The sequence below is a fragment of the Marinilabilia rubra genome (assembly GCF_003121985.1).
Lineage (GTDB): Bacteria > Bacteroidota > Bacteroidia > Bacteroidales > Marinilabiliaceae > Marinilabilia > Marinilabilia rubra.
Genome location: NZ_QEWP01000003.1, coordinates 179,281 through 194,462 on the forward strand (window position 1 = coordinate 179,281; position 15,182 = coordinate 194,462).

Sequence of the window (15,182 nt, forward strand, 5' to 3'; positions counted from 1 at the left end):
GATACAAGCATTGAAAAGGGCATTTTTATCTTAACTGCCCCGCCACAAACCCGGTAGTCCAGGCAGACTGAAAGTTAAAGCCACCGGTAATGGCATCAATATCCAACACCTCTCCGGCAAAATACAGGTTTTTGGCTGCTTTACTTTGCATGGTTTTCATATCCACGCTTTTGAGACTCACTCCTCCGCAGGTAACAAATTCTTCTTTATGAGTTGCCTTGCCAGAAACGGGATAGGAATCATTGGTTAATACTTCCACTAGTTTATTGATAATTTTTTTTCCTGTTTCTCCCCATTTTTTATCTCCCGGCACCCCAATCTTTTCCAAAAGAAAGATCCAGAGCCTTTCGGGGATTGAAAATGGCCGGTAATTGGCCATCATCTTTTTGGGGTGATTCTCTGCTATTTCCTGAAGACGGGAAGTTACCCATTGGAGATCTTTCACCGCCAGCCAATTAACCTGCAATGTAAACTGATACCCGCAATCACGCAGATGCCTGGCAGAAAGAGAAGAAAGTTTCAAAATGGCCGGACCACTCATTCCCCAATGGGTTATCAAAAGTGGTCCGTCGGTCTTAAATTTTGAACCCGCAACACTTGTCCAAACATCATCTACCACCAATCCGGTAAGCCGGGTAATTTTATTGTCGGCCATATTGACAGAGAATAAAGAAGGTACAGGCGCGACAATCTTATGTCCAATTTTTTTCAGCCAGTCCAAACCTTCTTCCCGGGGACTTCCACCAGTTGTAACAATTACTTTGTCAAACTGCTGTGTGGGACGAGCCTCGCTCAGGAAGTGTAGTTCCCATCGATTATCACACTTTTCAATTTCCCTGACTCCGGAATACGTTTCTATCTGAACACCCAGTTTTTTAGCTTCATTCAGAAAGCAGTTAATAATCATCTGAGAGTCCTGTGCAGCAGGAAAAACACATTGATCTTCCTGAACGACCAACGGCACTCCCCGGGTTTCAAACCATTGCATGGCATCTTTATTGTCAAAGCTATGAAACAGCTTTTTAAGACTGTTACCCCCACGTGGATACGCTTTTATCAGATCACTAACATCATTGCAGGCGTTGGTTACATTGCACCGTCCACCCCCTGATATTTTCACTTTAGATAATAGTCTGCCCGATTTTTCAAAGATGACCACTTTGGCTTCCGGATGCGTCTCCTTTGCAGTTATGGCCGAGAAAAATCCGGCAGCTCCCCCTCCTATGATAGCAACATTCATAATTCCTAAGGATTTTATCAACAAAGTTAAGGCTAAACATTCATCAATTTTAAGCGTTATTCAAAAAAGTATTTACTATGAAATTATACGCTTTAAGTTTAATCAATGGCATTGTATTAATTATATTAGGTATCTGGTCTCATTTATGGCCGGATTCACCATCGCCAACCGCCTTGATACCAGTTGTTTTTGGAGTTGCAATACTGCTTTTAAACAAAGGCGTGAGAAATTACCGCAAAGGTATTTCCAATGCGGTAATGGTGATTACATTTATGATATTACTGGGATTGATTTTCCCTCTCAAAGGCTCCATTGAACGAGGCGACACCCCGGCATTACTCAGAGTTCTTACGATGATGGTGGTATCACTCATTTCATTTATATTCTTTTTGAAAAGATTCATCAACGACAGAATAAAAAACAAACCCCAGTAGGGGTAAGTTTCCGGGGTTAAAAAAAGAAATGCAGACCTTTTTACAATAGATCGTTAGATTTTCAGATACCTGCCTGACGGCAGGCAGGTTAGATTTAAGATGAATCATAACCAATTGACGTTCGGACCGTTAACCCCAAAAAGCTATTAACATATAAACAGTTAATTCAGAGCTCATTGCAATCCCAAGCCATCGGGATAACGGACTATTATTTTTAGAGTCTGCATTTTTTTACAAATGGTCATTTCGACCTTTTATCCCTCTTATTCCGTGCCAAATACCAAGCCAGTATAGATAGAACATTCGAATTCCGCCTTTTCGGATGGTCCATACTGCAGATACGGGTAATTTGAAAATCTCACTCAGCAGAAAACAAACCATTCCCCGCTTTAGTCGGTATTTCTTAAAATACAAGATTTTGTTGCGTCTCAAATAATAATATTCCCGTTGATAGCTTTTGGAATTACCGACAGACCAATCATGAAAATGCCAGCAAATTGCTTTTCTGGTAACCATGGCCAACCGTCTTTGCTTCCGAAAGCGATAAAAAAAGTCCCGCTCCTCCCCATAAAGAAACAAGTCTTCATCCCATAGGAACATTTCATTAAAAACTTCCGTTCGAACCATGAGAGCCACCCCGGCCAAATAATCAACATCAGCACTTACGGGTAATTCTTTACTTGTATTTAAGACTTTCCCCGAGTCGGGAGAACTTTTCCGGGCCTTTATAAAATCCATATACAACCGAAAATACTGAACTTTACTGGTTCTTTTGCCGGCTAATCCTTCATAAATCAAAGGGCCACAAGCATCAACGCCCCGAAAACGAGTCATCTGATTGTGAAGTTGTTTGAGAAAATCCTTATGGATTTGCACATCTGTATTTAGTATTAAGACATAGTCAGCTCCTTCTTCAAGAGTTTGTTTTAACAATGCATTGTGGCCACCGCTAAATCCCAGGTTCTTATCTGATTTAATCAAATGTCCGTCAGGATACAATTCCTTAAACCTTTGGGCAGATTGATCATCACTACTATTATCCCACGCAAAAACCCTGAAATATTTAAAGGTCTGGGCTTTCAACGAACTGAGAAGGCCTTCCAGGTAATGCGCATCGTGGTATAAAACCAATTGTATGATAATCTCTGTCCTCATTTTTCCAAGGCTGCTTTTTGTCTAAAAAGGATGGCCACTAAAATCCCTGCATACAAATTGATCAATAGAGTACCGGTAGTCAATTCATTGAACAGATAATTTGGTTTAAAGAAGAAGGTCTTCACCATCCATGCAAAAACGACAAAAAAGAATGCCACATCCAGTTCGTTAATATGCTGCAATTTATTCTTCAGTATTCTATAGCCAACTACAACATATCGCCACATTTGAATATACAACAAACTGTAAACCAACAGACCAACAGCTCCGTACATAGCCAGGTGTCCGGTAATGGGGAGATCAGTGACCTCATAGTCTGAGGGACGAAATCTGAGAGAAAAGAATTCTGAAAATCCAGCTCCCGTGCCGAAAAAAGGCCGCTGACTGATCAGTGCCAAATGAGCAGGCCACTGATTGAGCAAACGCCCTTCTACCTGGCCCCCGGTATAGGAACTTCCGGCAATAAACAGCCACAAGTCTTCAACCTGACGCCAAACCAGTTGTGGATAATCGGGGAATACTAAAAACATCAGCAATAGCATTAATAAACCGGGGCCAATAAGCATTCCCACTAAACCAGCAACTGATGCCCTGTAAAAACGGTAATACAAAAACAGACATGCCACCACCAACCCGGCGATATTGATGTAACTGCTTTTGGTTAAAGACAAAAGTATTGCAATAACCACAAGCATCACCGATAAGTAAAGCACTTTACTGTAGCGGTAAGTAACATTTCTGACAAACATTAAAAATGCCAACGGAATGAGCATATCGGTCAAACCCGAACTGAACATAAGATACCGCATAATGCCGGAGCCACGGTATCTCTCGGCCTGCCATACGGGCATAAGGTCAACATTGGTAAGGATGGTAAAGAAATACATAAGGTAAACCACCAGTGAAGACCAAACAAGAACATCTACAAACACGCGCAGGTTGCGGCGAGCCATTACAAAAACAGGAATGATCAGTAAAAATCCAAATACTGTCATCCGCTCACGTACAACAACATAGCGAAACACGTACCCCCAACCCTTGCCTGGCTGCCAGTAGCCAAAGACGAAAATATGATACAGCAAAAACAAAATCTGAACGCCCAATATTATCAGAAACGGTTTATGGCTGAGTAACCCTCGTTTTGAAACCTGTGAGGACATTAAAGGAAGAAAGGACATGGCAAAAAGAAAATCCCGGTAATAAAATCCGCCTAAACTCTCTTTTCCAAAATATACCGACAAGTGCCCGGTGGGGTCGAACAGCAAAAGAATGATGATCCAGAAAGCATAATCGGGCCACCTTTGAATGACCAAAAAACCGGCAATTGCTATTGAAAAAAGAAGTATGAATAATAATAATGTGCTCATGTTTCTCTCCGCGAAATTTTACTCCAGACCATCCTAACATCTTCCCACTTCAGCAATTTAAACAAAAATGCGCAGCTCGTCACCAGCAAAATTGCCAAAAACTTCATCCAACCGGAAGCGTGAAATTCAAACGTAGTTATCAGCAGCGAAACGCCAACCCCAAATACGTAAAACATCAATATGCTAAAAAATGGGTATTTGATGGGGAAGTACTTTGAAGCCACATAAACTTTGACAATCCAATAAATCACAAAGGAGATAAGGGTGGCGATACCCGCTCCTATAAAGCCCATTCGTGGCACCAAAAGGAAGTTGAGTCCAATATTCAGAATAGCGGTAAAGCCGGTTATCCATGCAAAGTGCCAGGTTTTTTCTGACAATGAGATACCGGGCCCCATCGTTTGAAAGGATTGGGCGGCAATATAAGAGAAAACCAACATAGGGACCACCCTTGCTCCTCCGGCATAATCGGGAGTAGCCACAACAGGAATCAAAACATCAGAAAAGACCGACAATGTGGTGGCCAAAATCACACTGCCTGAAAGATACAAACTGTAAATGTCCACGGCCATTTTCCGGGTGGCCGGTTTATTAGGATTTTCTTCTTTATGGTACAACTTAAAAAACAAAACGCTGAAACTCATCTGTACAGCCATGTTAATCAAAAGTACCGGCTGCGAAAAAACAGCACCGATAGAGTATAAGCCCACTTCACGCAAATCGTGATAGTGCAACAGGAAAAAGCGGTCACTGCTGTTGTAAATCCAGGCTGCTATTCCTGCCCAAATCAGCGGAAAGCCATACTTGAGAAGCTGCCGGGCCCACCCAAGGGAAAACCGGAAACTGTATTTGCGGAAATTAAATACTCCAAAAGCCAGAACCACGACCAGTAAACTGCTGCCAATTCGCGCCCACATGGCTCCTTGTACGCCTTGTTTTAACACAATAACCAAAGTGATACCAATGCCGATATTGGCCAGCGATTTGACGACGGTGATAATATTGTAGCGCCAGGGCTGACGAAAATACCGAAACAAATGAGACTGTTCACTCATCATCAAATTAACAGGAACCAGAAGTAACAGAAGAACAATCAAAAAACTTTGATCAGAATCCCCAAAAACCAAACGGGCTAATGGCTTCTGGAAAAAAAGCAGGGGTACAATTATCAGAAAAGACAATAATCGCAGATAAAAGGTTGTGGATAAAACATCTGCCTTCTGCCGGTCAGAAGCCTTGAAATAGTAATAACCACAAGCAGAATCGAGTCCAACAGACAAGAATCCACCAAGCAACGCGGCAGCAGTACCAAGGGTTTCCAACATTCCGAATTCCCCAACTGTCAGAGCCCGGGTATAAAATGGCAATAAAAAAAGACCAATGAATTTCTTTAACCCGTTTCCGAGTCCGTAAACAAACGTATCTTTAATAAATGCTTTTCTTTCACCCATAAAAAATTAATGAATATCCTTGTGTATACCCAACTCCAAATTCTGGGGGCTTTGCCCCTAAACCCCAATTCCTTTTTTGTCTTGACACAAAAAAGGAATCAAAAAAAGTCAAGGCTGTGGCCGCTTCGCTCGAAAAAACAGCATTTGATGGCTAAAATCTTTAAACTCTCCCGATTTAAGTTTTGTAAGGTTTTTGGTGCCCCAAAAACCAACAAAAACTAATTTCGGGATCAAACAGAAAAGATTTTTAAACGCCATCTTCACTTGCTTTTTCGGCTCACCGCCCAAGGCCGTCCTTTAACTCAAGGCCTGTTTCCAATTTAAGTAAAAGAGCGGTTCCCCATAAAAAATTATTTGCTTCGGGCCCCGCAGCATATAATGTTCCACAAAGCTTTTAGAAAATAGATCAGGTCTGTTTTAAAAGGGGCTTTTTTCCAACGCTCAATGTATCTGACCTCGGATTCCTGAATTTCATCAAGAGAGGAAGGCAGGTCCACATAATAGGGAGGAACTAGACCAGGTTTTACAGAAGTTCTGAGACGTATTACTTCAGGCTTATAAAGCGACAAATACTGGTCACTAATGGGTCTGACACCCACCAATTTTATATCCCCTTTCAGGATATTAACGACCATTGGCAACTCATCGAGCCAGAATTTACGAAGGATGCCCCCAAGGATGGTTACCCTCCGGTCATTCTTAAATTTCCCCCCTTCTCTCAATTTATTCCGTTTGTAAATATGTTCCTGAACATATTCGCTGAAGGGCACCATGGTCCGGAATTTATAGACCCTGATTCGTTGCCTGCCTTTTCCCACACGGGAAAGACACAGCGTCAGGTTGTAGTTCTCTCTTGGACTTACAGGAGGACTTGCCACCTTTCGTGCAGCAAAATAATGCATTCCCCCAATTACCCGGTCCGATTCTATTTGAAGGCCACAATAAGAGAGGCGGCCCACCATTTCGTAATAAGACATTGCATGGTTACGCCCAGCTGCAGACATCCGGTATATCCAGCGGGTTGAGCGCAAAGAAGGGGCTACCCGTTTAATCAGGTAATCGAAAAAATAATAAATTCGCCCTGAAAAGCCCGAGTATTTGGCATATATACGCTTACGTCTTAAATGAGTCGTTTCCAGGCAACCAATAAAAAGGCCACCTTCTGACATTTTAAGATTGATTTCTTTCAAGAAGCCACATACCCGCTTTGCGTTGTTCAATTGCTCCAGATTGACAAAAAATGGAATCTGATGCCTGGGATGCATCCTTATATTTAAGGCATTTGAAGTAGAAGTAACAAGGGCACTTTTTTTATTTGCATCTCCAAATCGATCGATAAAACGGACTACCTCTTGTCCCAAATTTTCAGAAACAACGGCACGCACATTCCTCCCGGCATCCTTTTCCATGATGCAGGATTCACTTACAGAAACCGTTGATTGCTTATAAATTTGAAACATAAAGAATCCTCCGACTATTTTTTGTCAATTCCCTCTTCCAATCTCCACAGAACCAATTCCTCCAATCCCTCTTCCAGGGTGTATTCAGCAGAAAAATCCAATAACTCTGAAGATTTTCGGGTATCTCCAATTCTGTTTTTCACCAGCTGCCGGCTGTCATCATCAGAATAAGGCCTGAACTCAACCTGAAGATCAGATTCTTTTAGCTTAAGAATTGTATCGCACAACTCAGCCACAGAAGTCTGAACACCTGTTCCCACATTGAAAAATTCATCCGACGTCTCGGCTACCAGAGCCAACACATTGGCGCGTGCAACATCACGAACATAAACAAAATCATAGGCCTGGGTACCATCTCCGTTTATCACAGGCGCCTCACCAGCTGCAATTTTATTGAGCATAATGGGTACCACTCCCGAATAAACCGCATTTTGGTCCTGCCGGGGTCCAAACACATTCATGTACCTCAACCCGACATAATTCAATCCGAAACGATCGTAAAAAGCCCGGCACATAGCTTCGCCCGATATTTTTGTAGCACCATAAAAGTTACGGTTGTTAAAGGGATGGTCTTCCCCCATAGGAACACTAACTGCGTCTCCGTATACAGAAGCTGAAGAAGAATAAACCAATCTTTTAACGCTATGCCTGGCACAAGCCTCCAAAACATTGAATGTACCTGCTATATTCACATCAAAAGCTGTGCGGGGGAAATCGCGGCAATGCAATAACCACATGGCTGCCAGATGAACCACATAATCTGTACCTTCTACCGCACGATCAAGAATATCCAAATCACGGATATCTCCACCAAATTCAAAAATCCGACAACGGGAGTCCCGCAAACTTTTACCGATATTATCTTCACTGCTCCGTACAAAATTGTCGTATACCACTACTTCTTCCACCGGATACTTCAACAACTCTTCGACAACGAAGCTACCGATGAATCCGCCACCGCCGATTACCAGCACTTTTTTTCCGGTTAGTTTCTGGTTTATATTTATCATTTATATCAGATAGTTAGTGTTTAGTTATAGTTGATAGTGATTAGTGTAAATCACCATTTTTAATGAAAAAACCAGGAAAATCACTTACGATTATTATACTAATATTTCCCATTAAATAAATTTACAAATCCCGGCAGTGGATCGTCCAGATCATCAATGCCATTTACAAAATCAAAGGACAAGGGGGCCATAAAATCCCGAAAGGTCATTTCACCCTTCTGCATTTTTCTGACTCCTGCTGCCAAGTCGCCCCAGGCCAGCCACCATCCGGGGCCGTAAATTTGTTTCAACTCTGCCACGGCAGGTTTTTTCATAGCATCCAGTAAAGCCAGATAATTAAAGTTTATACCACAATGGGTAGCCAGCGACTGGGTTTTATAAAGTCGGCTATTGAGCTCAAGTAATATCAGTTGCTGCCTTTTACTGTCGTATATAAACTCCAGCTCACAACTTCCGTGATATTTAAGATACTTCAGAAATGTTCTGGCCGCATCAACCCCATCGGGACATGGCTCGCTGACTGATAAAGCTGTGCTTCCAAACTCCCTGGTGGAACGCACCCTCCGGGAGGTAAAAAAAGCCTCAGCAGCACCCCCTTCACGACAAAAAGCACCAACGCTGAACATATTCTCACTGCCATTATCCGAAATTTTCTCCTGAATGAGTATTTCGGAACCAGCTCCCAATTGTTCTTTTATTTTTAACAGTTGTTCCCATGATTCAGCCTCAAAGGCTTGCTTGCCTGTTTCACGAAAGACTTTTTTACCACGTCTTTCCTTTACCAGGATAGGATAAGGAAGATCTATTGAAGATTTAAAAAACGCATCATCGCCCAACCAGGTGCGGGGCATAATTATTCCTGCCTCTGCAGCCTTTTGATATTGAAAGTATTTATCTTGTAGCTCCCATTGCAACTCATAGTCCTGATTAATGGCAAAAACAGTTGCCAGCTTTTCCAGACCAAAATGAACCATTGAATCCAATAGCCATTCGGAATCTCCAACTGTCAATATTGGGACTTTCCCGTTTTCACGAATTATCTGCCCGGCTTTCAACACGAATGCCCAGTATTCCCCGGGCTCATCAATGTAATTGGGAGAAACAACCGGAATAGAAAATCTGGAATAAAACGCCAATGCTTTGGGATTGGGATCCAGCACCACTGTCATAAAGCCTTCTTTACCATGTCCGCGAACAGTGGCCAACTGGTTCGCAAAAGCACCATCGGTAAGCAATGGCACATATTTCTGCCGAAGGCCTCCGACGATTTCTTTTAACCGCTCACCATGAATTGGCTCCATGTTCCTGTAATCTGCCTGCATTTGGTTAATTTCCCTGGACAAGGACTGAAAAAAAGGATATGGCGATGTTAGCATAAACGTTCAAATTGAATTCTAATTCACCAGTAAAATACGCAGCTCTGCCGGCTTTATCAAATACAATTTGGCAAACAACAAAGGAACTGGTATTAAGAGGTAAGAAAAGAGGATGAAGGAAGTAGACAGTAGTTGGTAATTGAACCATATCAGAACTATAAGCGTTCGGAGTGGATGTTTTGTTGATCATCCTTCATTTAATCAGAGTTGGCTATTAATTTGATTTCCGGGAGAGATTGGGCACGACACCTGCGGGGGACGTTGTCACTAAAGAAATAAGAGTAAAAGACAAAAATAAAATCAAAGGAAACATAAAACTAAAAAGGAAACCATTTGTCTAATTAATAAATATATTTGTATTTTAATAATGAACTTGGATTATGAGTAAATTACCGAAAGCACCTTTATTGGAGGTGATTTTTGAAATAAAATGGGACATTACAAGCAAAACAGACATCGTTGATTTCCAATATTTACACGGTGATTTATATTCAAACCTAAAATCAAAATACTCTCATCGGGAAAATTTATTGCCCCCTGAAGTCCCATTAGACATAATAAAAGGGAGCCCTGTTTTTAGGTTTAGAGAAAAGCAAGGAAGTTATCCTCTGGTCCAAGTAGGCCCTGGATTAATTTCCTTAAACACAATTGACGATAAATATTTTTGGAACCAATTCAGAGATGAATCAAACAAGATCCTGAACATATTAAATGATATTTATCCGAAATATTCGAATTTTAATTTATCTCCGGCATTAACGTATCTTGACTTCTTTAATTATGATAAAAGTAGAGAAACTCCTTTGGATTTTATAAATTCCAATTTTCAATTAAGTTTGAATGATGATTTTATGAAAGACACTGATTCAAAAATGCATGATGTTAATTTCACATTTAACTATGAGGTTGAGCAAAAGATTGTTTCTTTAAATTTAAGAAATGGTAAAATTAATAATGATAAGAACGGGATAGTTTTACAAACCAAAGTTATTGGCAAAAAAGAAAAATATGACGCACAGAAGTTAAAAGAATGGTTAGAGAGTGCTCACAACTTAAGCAGTAATATGTTTAAATCATTAACTGCTGGCAAATTATACGAATCTTTTAAATAAAAAACTATGCTTTTTCTAATTCCTCCAACGATAGATATTGACAACACTGCAACACTAGTTAATCAAGAAGTGTTTTCTGAGCAAAGCATGACAAGTACATGTCTAAATAAAACATATTTCCCTATGCCAGAGGCTTTTGATTTATCTATCTGGAAAAAGGAGAATGTATTTTCTACTAATTTAAGTTTAGACAATTTGGAGGAGCAAAACAATTCAACATGGGAAGAAGATTCCCTTAGTGAATTTGATTTGGTTGCAAATGCTCGTTTTAGTAAAACAATTAAAGTAAATAGTAGAATTAAGTCTGTGACAAAATATAAGCCTAATATAATTATAGATTAAGAGAATTGGCATGGTATTTACTTGGTATAGTGAAATTAATAATTCAGATGAAATTGAACAAGGAGACATGATTCCTGACTGTCCGATTGTAATACCTCCATCTAAAATAAATGTGGGGGATGAGCCTGAAATTGAAATAAAACTAATTGATTCAATAATTTTATCGCAATCATGTGATCTGGCAAATAATAAAATTCAGATAGTACTTGTTTGCCCTTATTTTTCATTGAAAACTTTTATTGAAAGTTTACCGGAAAATGAGCAAAGCAAAAAGGCCATAAAAAGAAATATTGAGAACTTAAGGAAAGGTTTTCTCCCTGGTTATCATCTTTTAAATAAATCTGAGGAAAATAATATCGAAGATTATATTGTTATTGACTTTCGCAATGTTTATGGAATTCAGATTGAAAGTTTAAGAGAATTAGCAAAGAATCTTGAGTCTCGTCAAAGATTACTACCTCCCTACCGAGAACATTTGTCTCAAGCATTTGCTCGTTATTTTATGAGAGTTGGTCTCCCTCAGGATATCATAGTGGACGGTTATTAAACTATTCAACAGAATAACGCACAGAATAAAAAAACAGTGCTCTAAAAAAAAGGACTACCCCCATTTTAACTGGCAATAGTCCCTTTTGATGGTATTTCTATTCGTTACAGCTTACAGTCCAAACGCTTCTTTAATTTTATCCACGTAATCAAGTTTCTCCCAGGTAAAGAATTCCACTTCTTTTTCAACTTCCTGACCGTTTTCAATAAAGGTCACTTTTTCCACATAAGGGTCACGTCCCATGTGGCCGTAAGCAGCAGTTGGTGTAAAGATAGGATTCTTTAAACCGAGGCGACGGATTATTTTACCGGGTCGCATATCAAAGAGTTCATTGATCTTTTTAGCAATATCGCCATCCTTCATATCCACATGAGAGGTTCCGTTGGTGTTAATGTAGAGACCGACAGGGTCAGCTACACCTATTGCATAAGCCACCTGAACTTCAACCTCATCGGCCAAACCGGCAGCCACCATATTTTTGGCAATGTGGCGTGCAGCGTAAGCAGCTGAACGGTCAACTTTGGTAGCGTCTTTCCCGGAAAAGGCTCCTCCACCGTGGGCTCCTTTACCACCGTAGGTATCCACAATAATCTTTCGGCCGGTAAGTCCTGTATCACCATGAGGCCCTCCAATTACAAAACGACCGGTAGGGTTGACATGGAGTTTATAATTCTTGAAAAGATCCTTAACTTCATCTTTCAATTTAGCTTTTAATCGTGGAATCAGAATATTGTCAACATCCTTTTCGATAACATCATGCATCACCTTATCATCCTTGTCAAAAGGATCGTGCTGTGTGGAGATAACAATGGTGTTGACATGTACCGGGTTGTTATCGTCGTCGTATTCGATGGTAACCTGAGACTTGGAATCGGGACGCAGATAGGTCATCTCTTTTCCTTCACGACGGATTTCGGCCAGTTCCTGAAGCAAGAAATGTGAAAGATAAAGAGGAAGCGGCATAAAATTCTCAGTATCGCGGCAGGCATAACCAAACATCATACCCTGGTCTCCGGCTCCCTGAGAATCTTCTCCATCACGATCCACCCCCATATTAATATCATCGCTCTGCTCATGCAAAGCAGAAATTACGCCGCAGGATCCGGAGTCAAACATATAATCGGCCTGGGTATAACCAATACGCTTAATGGTATCACGTGCCACTTTCTGAACCGGTACATAACCCGATGTACGAATCTCCCCGCTAACAACCACCAAACCGGTAGTTACCAATGTTTCGCAAGCTACTTTTGAGTTGGCATCCTGACGAAGTAATTCGTCCAGAACTGCATCTGATATCTGATCGGCCACCTTGTCGGGATGCCCCTCTGACACAGATTCTGAAGTAAATAAATATCCCATAATATTACAATTCAATAATTCGCTACCACGGAAAACAACCGGGAGACGAAAAAGATTAAACAAATAAGAACGGATGGAATATTAATTGGCAGGCTAAAACCGCATTTTAGCATTGTTTTATAGTGGTTGCAAGCAGCCAAATCCATCCACTTCGATCTCGCAAATATAAAGGTTATTTAGAATTATTCAAAAAAGAAACACTTGTTTTTTACTTCGTTAATAAACTTAAGGGTTTTCTAAATTCTAATTACACACATTTCGAAAAAGCCCCAAACACAGGCAGGATAAAACATCCAAAAAGCAGTGATCATATTGTTTTGCCGATTATCTTTACCAGAGATTTCTAAGAACTTTTCTTTATTTAAGTATCGATTTTTTTTAAAAGGCAGCCCGGCTTTTTATTGTTTTTAAACATTTAAATTACAAATCTATGTCAAAAGAAATTCAAAACATTATTGACCAATTCCAGACCAAAGGAAGCATCGAATCGGTAAAGCCATTTGGGCAAGGGCTTATCAACACAACTTACAAAGTGACCACAAGTGATAAAGACACCCCCAATTATCTGTTGCAAATTATTAATCATCAAATTTTCCGGAATGTGCCGGAACTGACCCGAAACATAAAGCGGGTAACTTCTCACATACGCAAAAAACTTGAAGAAAAAGGGGTAACGGACATTAACAGAAAAGTGCTCACTCCAATAGAGACCCGGAATGGCGAGGGTTACTATAAAGACAATGAAGGAAAATACTGGCGCATGTTTCTTTTCATCGATGGTGCCCGTTCATACGATCAGTTAACCAATCGTCAACAAGCAATAGCAGGCGGGAAGGCTTTCGGGCAATTTCAGAATATGGTATCAGACTTACCCGGCGATCCGTTATTTCCTGTGATTCCCGGTTTCCACAATACTGAAATGCGCATCAATAATTTCATTGAAAGAGTTAAAGCAGATCCCGCTGGCCGGCTGAAAGAGGTTACTCCTGAGGTTGATTTCCTGATGGAAAGGGCTGATGAGTACAAAAAAATCGTTCAAATGGGCCGTGATGGAGTTCTTCCCGAGCGCATTGTTCATCAGGATACCAAATTCAACAATGTGCTGCTGGACGAGAATGATGATGTATTGTGTGTCATCGACCTGGATACGGTTATGCCGGGATACGTTTGTTACGATATTGGCGATGCCATACGAAACGGTGCCAATACCGGAAAAGAAGATGATCCAAATCTTGATAATGTCACCATCAACATGGACTTATACGAAGGCTTTATTGAAGGCTTTCTAAAGGAGACCAAAGAGATATTAACACCGGCAGAAAAAGACACGCTCGCCTTTGGAGCCAAATTATTGACTTACGAACAGGCTGTCCGTTTCCTGGACGATTACATCGACGGTGACAACTACTACAAAACGGAATATCCCGATCACAACCGGGTACGTGCCAGAGCCCAAATCAAGCTATTACAGAGCATGGAGCAAAACTGGGACAAAATGCAAAGGATTGTAGATGAACAATAATCGACAATTTCTTTAACAGAAATCAATCATCATGAAGAAATTAACCATTGCAAAATTAGATATTCCCTCTCCTTCATTGGAGAGGGTTTCAGACTTTCTGGATCAGGAAGGAACAAAAACCAGCATTGAAACCGTTAACTGGAACGAATTCCCTTACCAACCGGATGTTACCTTCGCCATGGGATACGATGAAACCCATATTTTCCTAAAGTTCTATGTAAAAGAACAGTACATCAGGGCTATGGAAACCCAACCCAATGGGAATGTATGGGAAGACAGTTGCTGCGAGTTCTTTTGTGCTTTCGACGAAAAGGGATACTACAACCTTGAAACCAATTGCATTGGCACACAGCTGTTAGGCTTTGGTCCCAGCAAGGAGTCGCGCGAAAGATTCTCCGCAGAAGTCATTCATTCCATTGAAAAGACATCTACTTTAGGCCGCGAAACCTTCGAACCTCAAAGGGGTAATTTTGATTACCAGTTAACCATGATCATTCCTGCCAGCGCCTATCGCGAACATCCCAATCTCACTTTCACGAAAGGCATGACTTTCAAAGCCAATTTCTATAAATGTGGTGATAAAACCCCCGAGCCACATTTCGTTTCGTGGAATCCCATAGAAATTGAACAACCTAATTTTCACCGACCCGACTTTTTTGGTGAGGTTGAGTTGGGGTGAGAAGTTATAGTGGATAGTTATAGTGAATAGTTGATGTCAACACCAACAACCAACCACAACTTAATATAAACAAACTGAAGGAAGTAAAACATTGTTAGAAAAAGCCCGGGGCGGCTGGCTCCGGG

The 15,182-nt window shown here is 40.8% G+C and carries 14 protein-coding genes; 6 read left to right on the forward strand and 8 right to left on the reverse strand.

Features of this window, described 5'->3' with window-relative positions:
- Positions 1 to 25: 25 nt before the first annotated feature.
- Positions 26 to 1,240: a BaiN/RdsA family NAD(P)/FAD-dependent oxidoreductase gene (locus DDZ16_RS05275; RefSeq protein WP_109263394.1), complete on the reverse strand. Its 1,215-nt coding sequence runs from the start codon at positions 1,238 to 1,240 to the stop codon at positions 26 to 28.
- A gap of 77 nt (positions 1,241 to 1,317) precedes the next feature.
- On the opposite strand from DDZ16_RS05275, the gene DDZ16_RS05280 reads away from it, so the two are divergent.
- Positions 1,318 to 1,674 carry a hypothetical protein gene (locus DDZ16_RS05280; protein ID WP_109263395.1) on the forward strand — a complete coding sequence of 119 codons (357 nt, stop codon included), beginning with the start codon at positions 1,318 to 1,320 and terminating at the stop codon, positions 1,672 to 1,674.
- Positions 1,675 to 1,905: 231 nt separating this feature from the next.
- Here the strand turns inward: DDZ16_RS05280 and DDZ16_RS05285 are convergent, their stop codons facing one another.
- From DDZ16_RS05285 to DDZ16_RS05310, 6 genes are all read right to left on the reverse strand, one after another.
- Positions 1,906 to 2,829, reverse strand: coding sequence for a glycosyltransferase family 2 protein (locus DDZ16_RS05285; protein WP_109263396.1), 924 nt, complete (start codon positions 2,827 to 2,829; stop codon positions 1,906 to 1,908).
- Positions 2,826 to 4,196, reverse strand: coding sequence for an O-antigen ligase family protein (locus DDZ16_RS05290; RefSeq protein WP_109263397.1), 1,371 nt, complete (start codon positions 4,194 to 4,196; stop codon positions 2,826 to 2,828). The genes DDZ16_RS05285 and DDZ16_RS05290 overlap by 4 nt, the downstream gene beginning before the upstream one ends.
- The gene (locus DDZ16_RS05295; protein WP_109263398.1) at positions 4,193 to 5,647 is read right to left on the reverse strand and encodes an oligosaccharide flippase family protein; all 1,455 of its coding nucleotides are present in this window, start codon (positions 5,645 to 5,647) and stop codon (positions 4,193 to 4,195) included. The genes DDZ16_RS05290 and DDZ16_RS05295 overlap by 4 nt, the downstream gene beginning before the upstream one ends.
- A gap of 350 nt (positions 5,648 to 5,997) precedes the next feature.
- On the reverse strand, positions 5,998 to 7,107 hold the full coding sequence (locus tag DDZ16_RS05300; protein ID WP_109263399.1) for a sugar transferase: 1,110 nt from the start codon (positions 7,105 to 7,107) through the stop codon (positions 5,998 to 6,000).
- Between the two features lie 14 nt (positions 7,108 to 7,121).
- On the reverse strand, positions 7,122 to 8,117 hold the full coding sequence (locus tag DDZ16_RS05305; protein WP_109263400.1) for an NAD-dependent epimerase/dehydratase family protein: 996 nt from the start codon (positions 8,115 to 8,117) through the stop codon (positions 7,122 to 7,124).
- Positions 8,118 to 8,215: 98 nt separating this feature from the next.
- Positions 8,216 to 9,493 (reverse strand): ATP-binding protein, encoded by a 1,278-nt coding sequence (locus DDZ16_RS05310; RefSeq protein WP_109263401.1) that lies wholly within the window; start codon positions 9,491 to 9,493, stop codon positions 8,216 to 8,218.
- Between the two features lie 380 nt (positions 9,494 to 9,873).
- On the opposite strand from DDZ16_RS05310, the gene DDZ16_RS05315 reads away from it, so the two are divergent.
- Genes DDZ16_RS05315 through DDZ16_RS05325 form a run of 3 tightly spaced genes read left to right on the forward strand, consistent with a single transcriptional unit; the run spans position 9,874 to position 11,494 of the window.
- Positions 9,874 to 10,605: a TIGR04255 family protein gene (locus DDZ16_RS05315; protein ID WP_109263402.1), complete on the forward strand. Its 732-nt coding sequence runs from the start codon at positions 9,874 to 9,876 to the stop codon at positions 10,603 to 10,605.
- A gap of 6 nt (positions 10,606 to 10,611) precedes the next feature.
- Positions 10,612 to 10,947 carry a hypothetical protein gene (locus DDZ16_RS05320; RefSeq protein WP_109263403.1) on the forward strand — a complete coding sequence of 112 codons (336 nt, stop codon included), beginning with the start codon at positions 10,612 to 10,614 and terminating at the stop codon, positions 10,945 to 10,947.
- Between the two features lie 10 nt (positions 10,948 to 10,957).
- Positions 10,958 to 11,494, forward strand: a complete 537-nt coding sequence (locus DDZ16_RS05325; RefSeq protein WP_109263404.1) for a hypothetical protein — start codon at positions 10,958 to 10,960, stop codon at positions 11,492 to 11,494.
- A gap of 111 nt (positions 11,495 to 11,605) precedes the next feature.
- On the opposite strand, the gene metK is transcribed toward DDZ16_RS05325, so the two are convergent.
- Positions 11,606 to 12,856: a methionine adenosyltransferase gene (gene metK, locus DDZ16_RS05330; RefSeq protein ID WP_109263405.1), complete on the reverse strand. Its 1,251-nt coding sequence runs from the start codon at positions 12,854 to 12,856 to the stop codon at positions 11,606 to 11,608.
- 430 nt (positions 12,857 to 13,286) lie between these two features.
- Here metK and DDZ16_RS05335 point away from each other — a divergent pair, with 430 nt between their 5' ends.
- Positions 13,287 to 14,378, forward strand: a complete 1,092-nt coding sequence (locus DDZ16_RS05335; protein ID WP_109263406.1) for a phosphotransferase enzyme family protein — start codon at positions 13,287 to 13,289, stop codon at positions 14,376 to 14,378.
- Positions 14,379 to 14,409: 31 nt separating this feature from the next.
- Positions 14,410 to 15,057 (forward strand): carbohydrate-binding family 9-like protein, encoded by a 648-nt coding sequence (locus DDZ16_RS05340; protein WP_109263407.1) that lies wholly within the window; start codon positions 14,410 to 14,412, stop codon positions 15,055 to 15,057.
- The last annotated feature ends 125 nt before the right edge of the window (positions 15,058 to 15,182 follow it).

What these genes read in the sequence shown, in the direction of transcription:
- DDZ16_RS05325 (WP_109263404.1), top strand. Translation starts at nt 10,958, where the DNA reads ATGGTATTTACTTGGTATAGTGAAATTAATAATTCAGATGAAATTGAA.
- DDZ16_RS05310 (WP_109263401.1), bottom strand. Translation starts at nt 9,493, where the DNA reads ATGCTAACATCGCCATATCCTTTTTTTCAGTCCTTGTCCAGGGAAATT.
- DDZ16_RS05315 (WP_109263402.1), top strand. Translation starts at nt 9,874, where the DNA reads ATGAGTAAATTACCGAAAGCACCTTTATTGGAGGTGATTTTTGAAATA.
- DDZ16_RS05320 (WP_109263403.1), top strand. Translation starts at nt 10,612, where the DNA reads ATGCTTTTTCTAATTCCTCCAACGATAGATATTGACAACACTGCAACA.
- DDZ16_RS05305 (WP_109263400.1), bottom strand. Translation starts at nt 8,117, where the DNA reads ATGATAAATATAAACCAGAAACTAACCGGAAAAAAAGTGCTGGTAATC.
- DDZ16_RS05295 (WP_109263398.1), bottom strand. Translation starts at nt 5,647, where the DNA reads ATGGGTGAAAGAAAAGCATTTATTAAAGATACGTTTGTTTACGGACTC.
- DDZ16_RS05340 (WP_109263407.1), top strand. Translation starts at nt 14,410, where the DNA reads ATGAAGAAATTAACCATTGCAAAATTAGATATTCCCTCTCCTTCATTG.
- DDZ16_RS05335 (WP_109263406.1), top strand. Translation starts at nt 13,287, where the DNA reads ATGTCAAAAGAAATTCAAAACATTATTGACCAATTCCAGACCAAAGGA.
- DDZ16_RS05285 (WP_109263396.1), bottom strand. Translation starts at nt 2,829, where the DNA reads ATGAGGACAGAGATTATCATACAATTGGTTTTATACCACGATGCGCAT.
- DDZ16_RS05290 (WP_109263397.1), bottom strand. Translation starts at nt 4,196, where the DNA reads ATGAGCACATTATTATTATTCATACTTCTTTTTTCAATAGCAATTGCC.
- DDZ16_RS05280 (WP_109263395.1), top strand. Translation starts at nt 1,318, where the DNA reads ATGAAATTATACGCTTTAAGTTTAATCAATGGCATTGTATTAATTATA.
- DDZ16_RS05300 (WP_109263399.1), bottom strand. Translation starts at nt 7,107, where the DNA reads ATGTTTCAAATTTATAAGCAATCAACGGTTTCTGTAAGTGAATCCTGC.
- DDZ16_RS05275 (WP_109263394.1), bottom strand. Translation starts at nt 1,240, where the DNA reads ATGAATGTTGCTATCATAGGAGGGGGAGCTGCCGGATTTTTCTCGGCC.
- metK (WP_109263405.1), bottom strand. Translation starts at nt 12,856, where the DNA reads ATGGGATATTTATTTACTTCAGAATCTGTGTCAGAGGGGCATCCCGAC.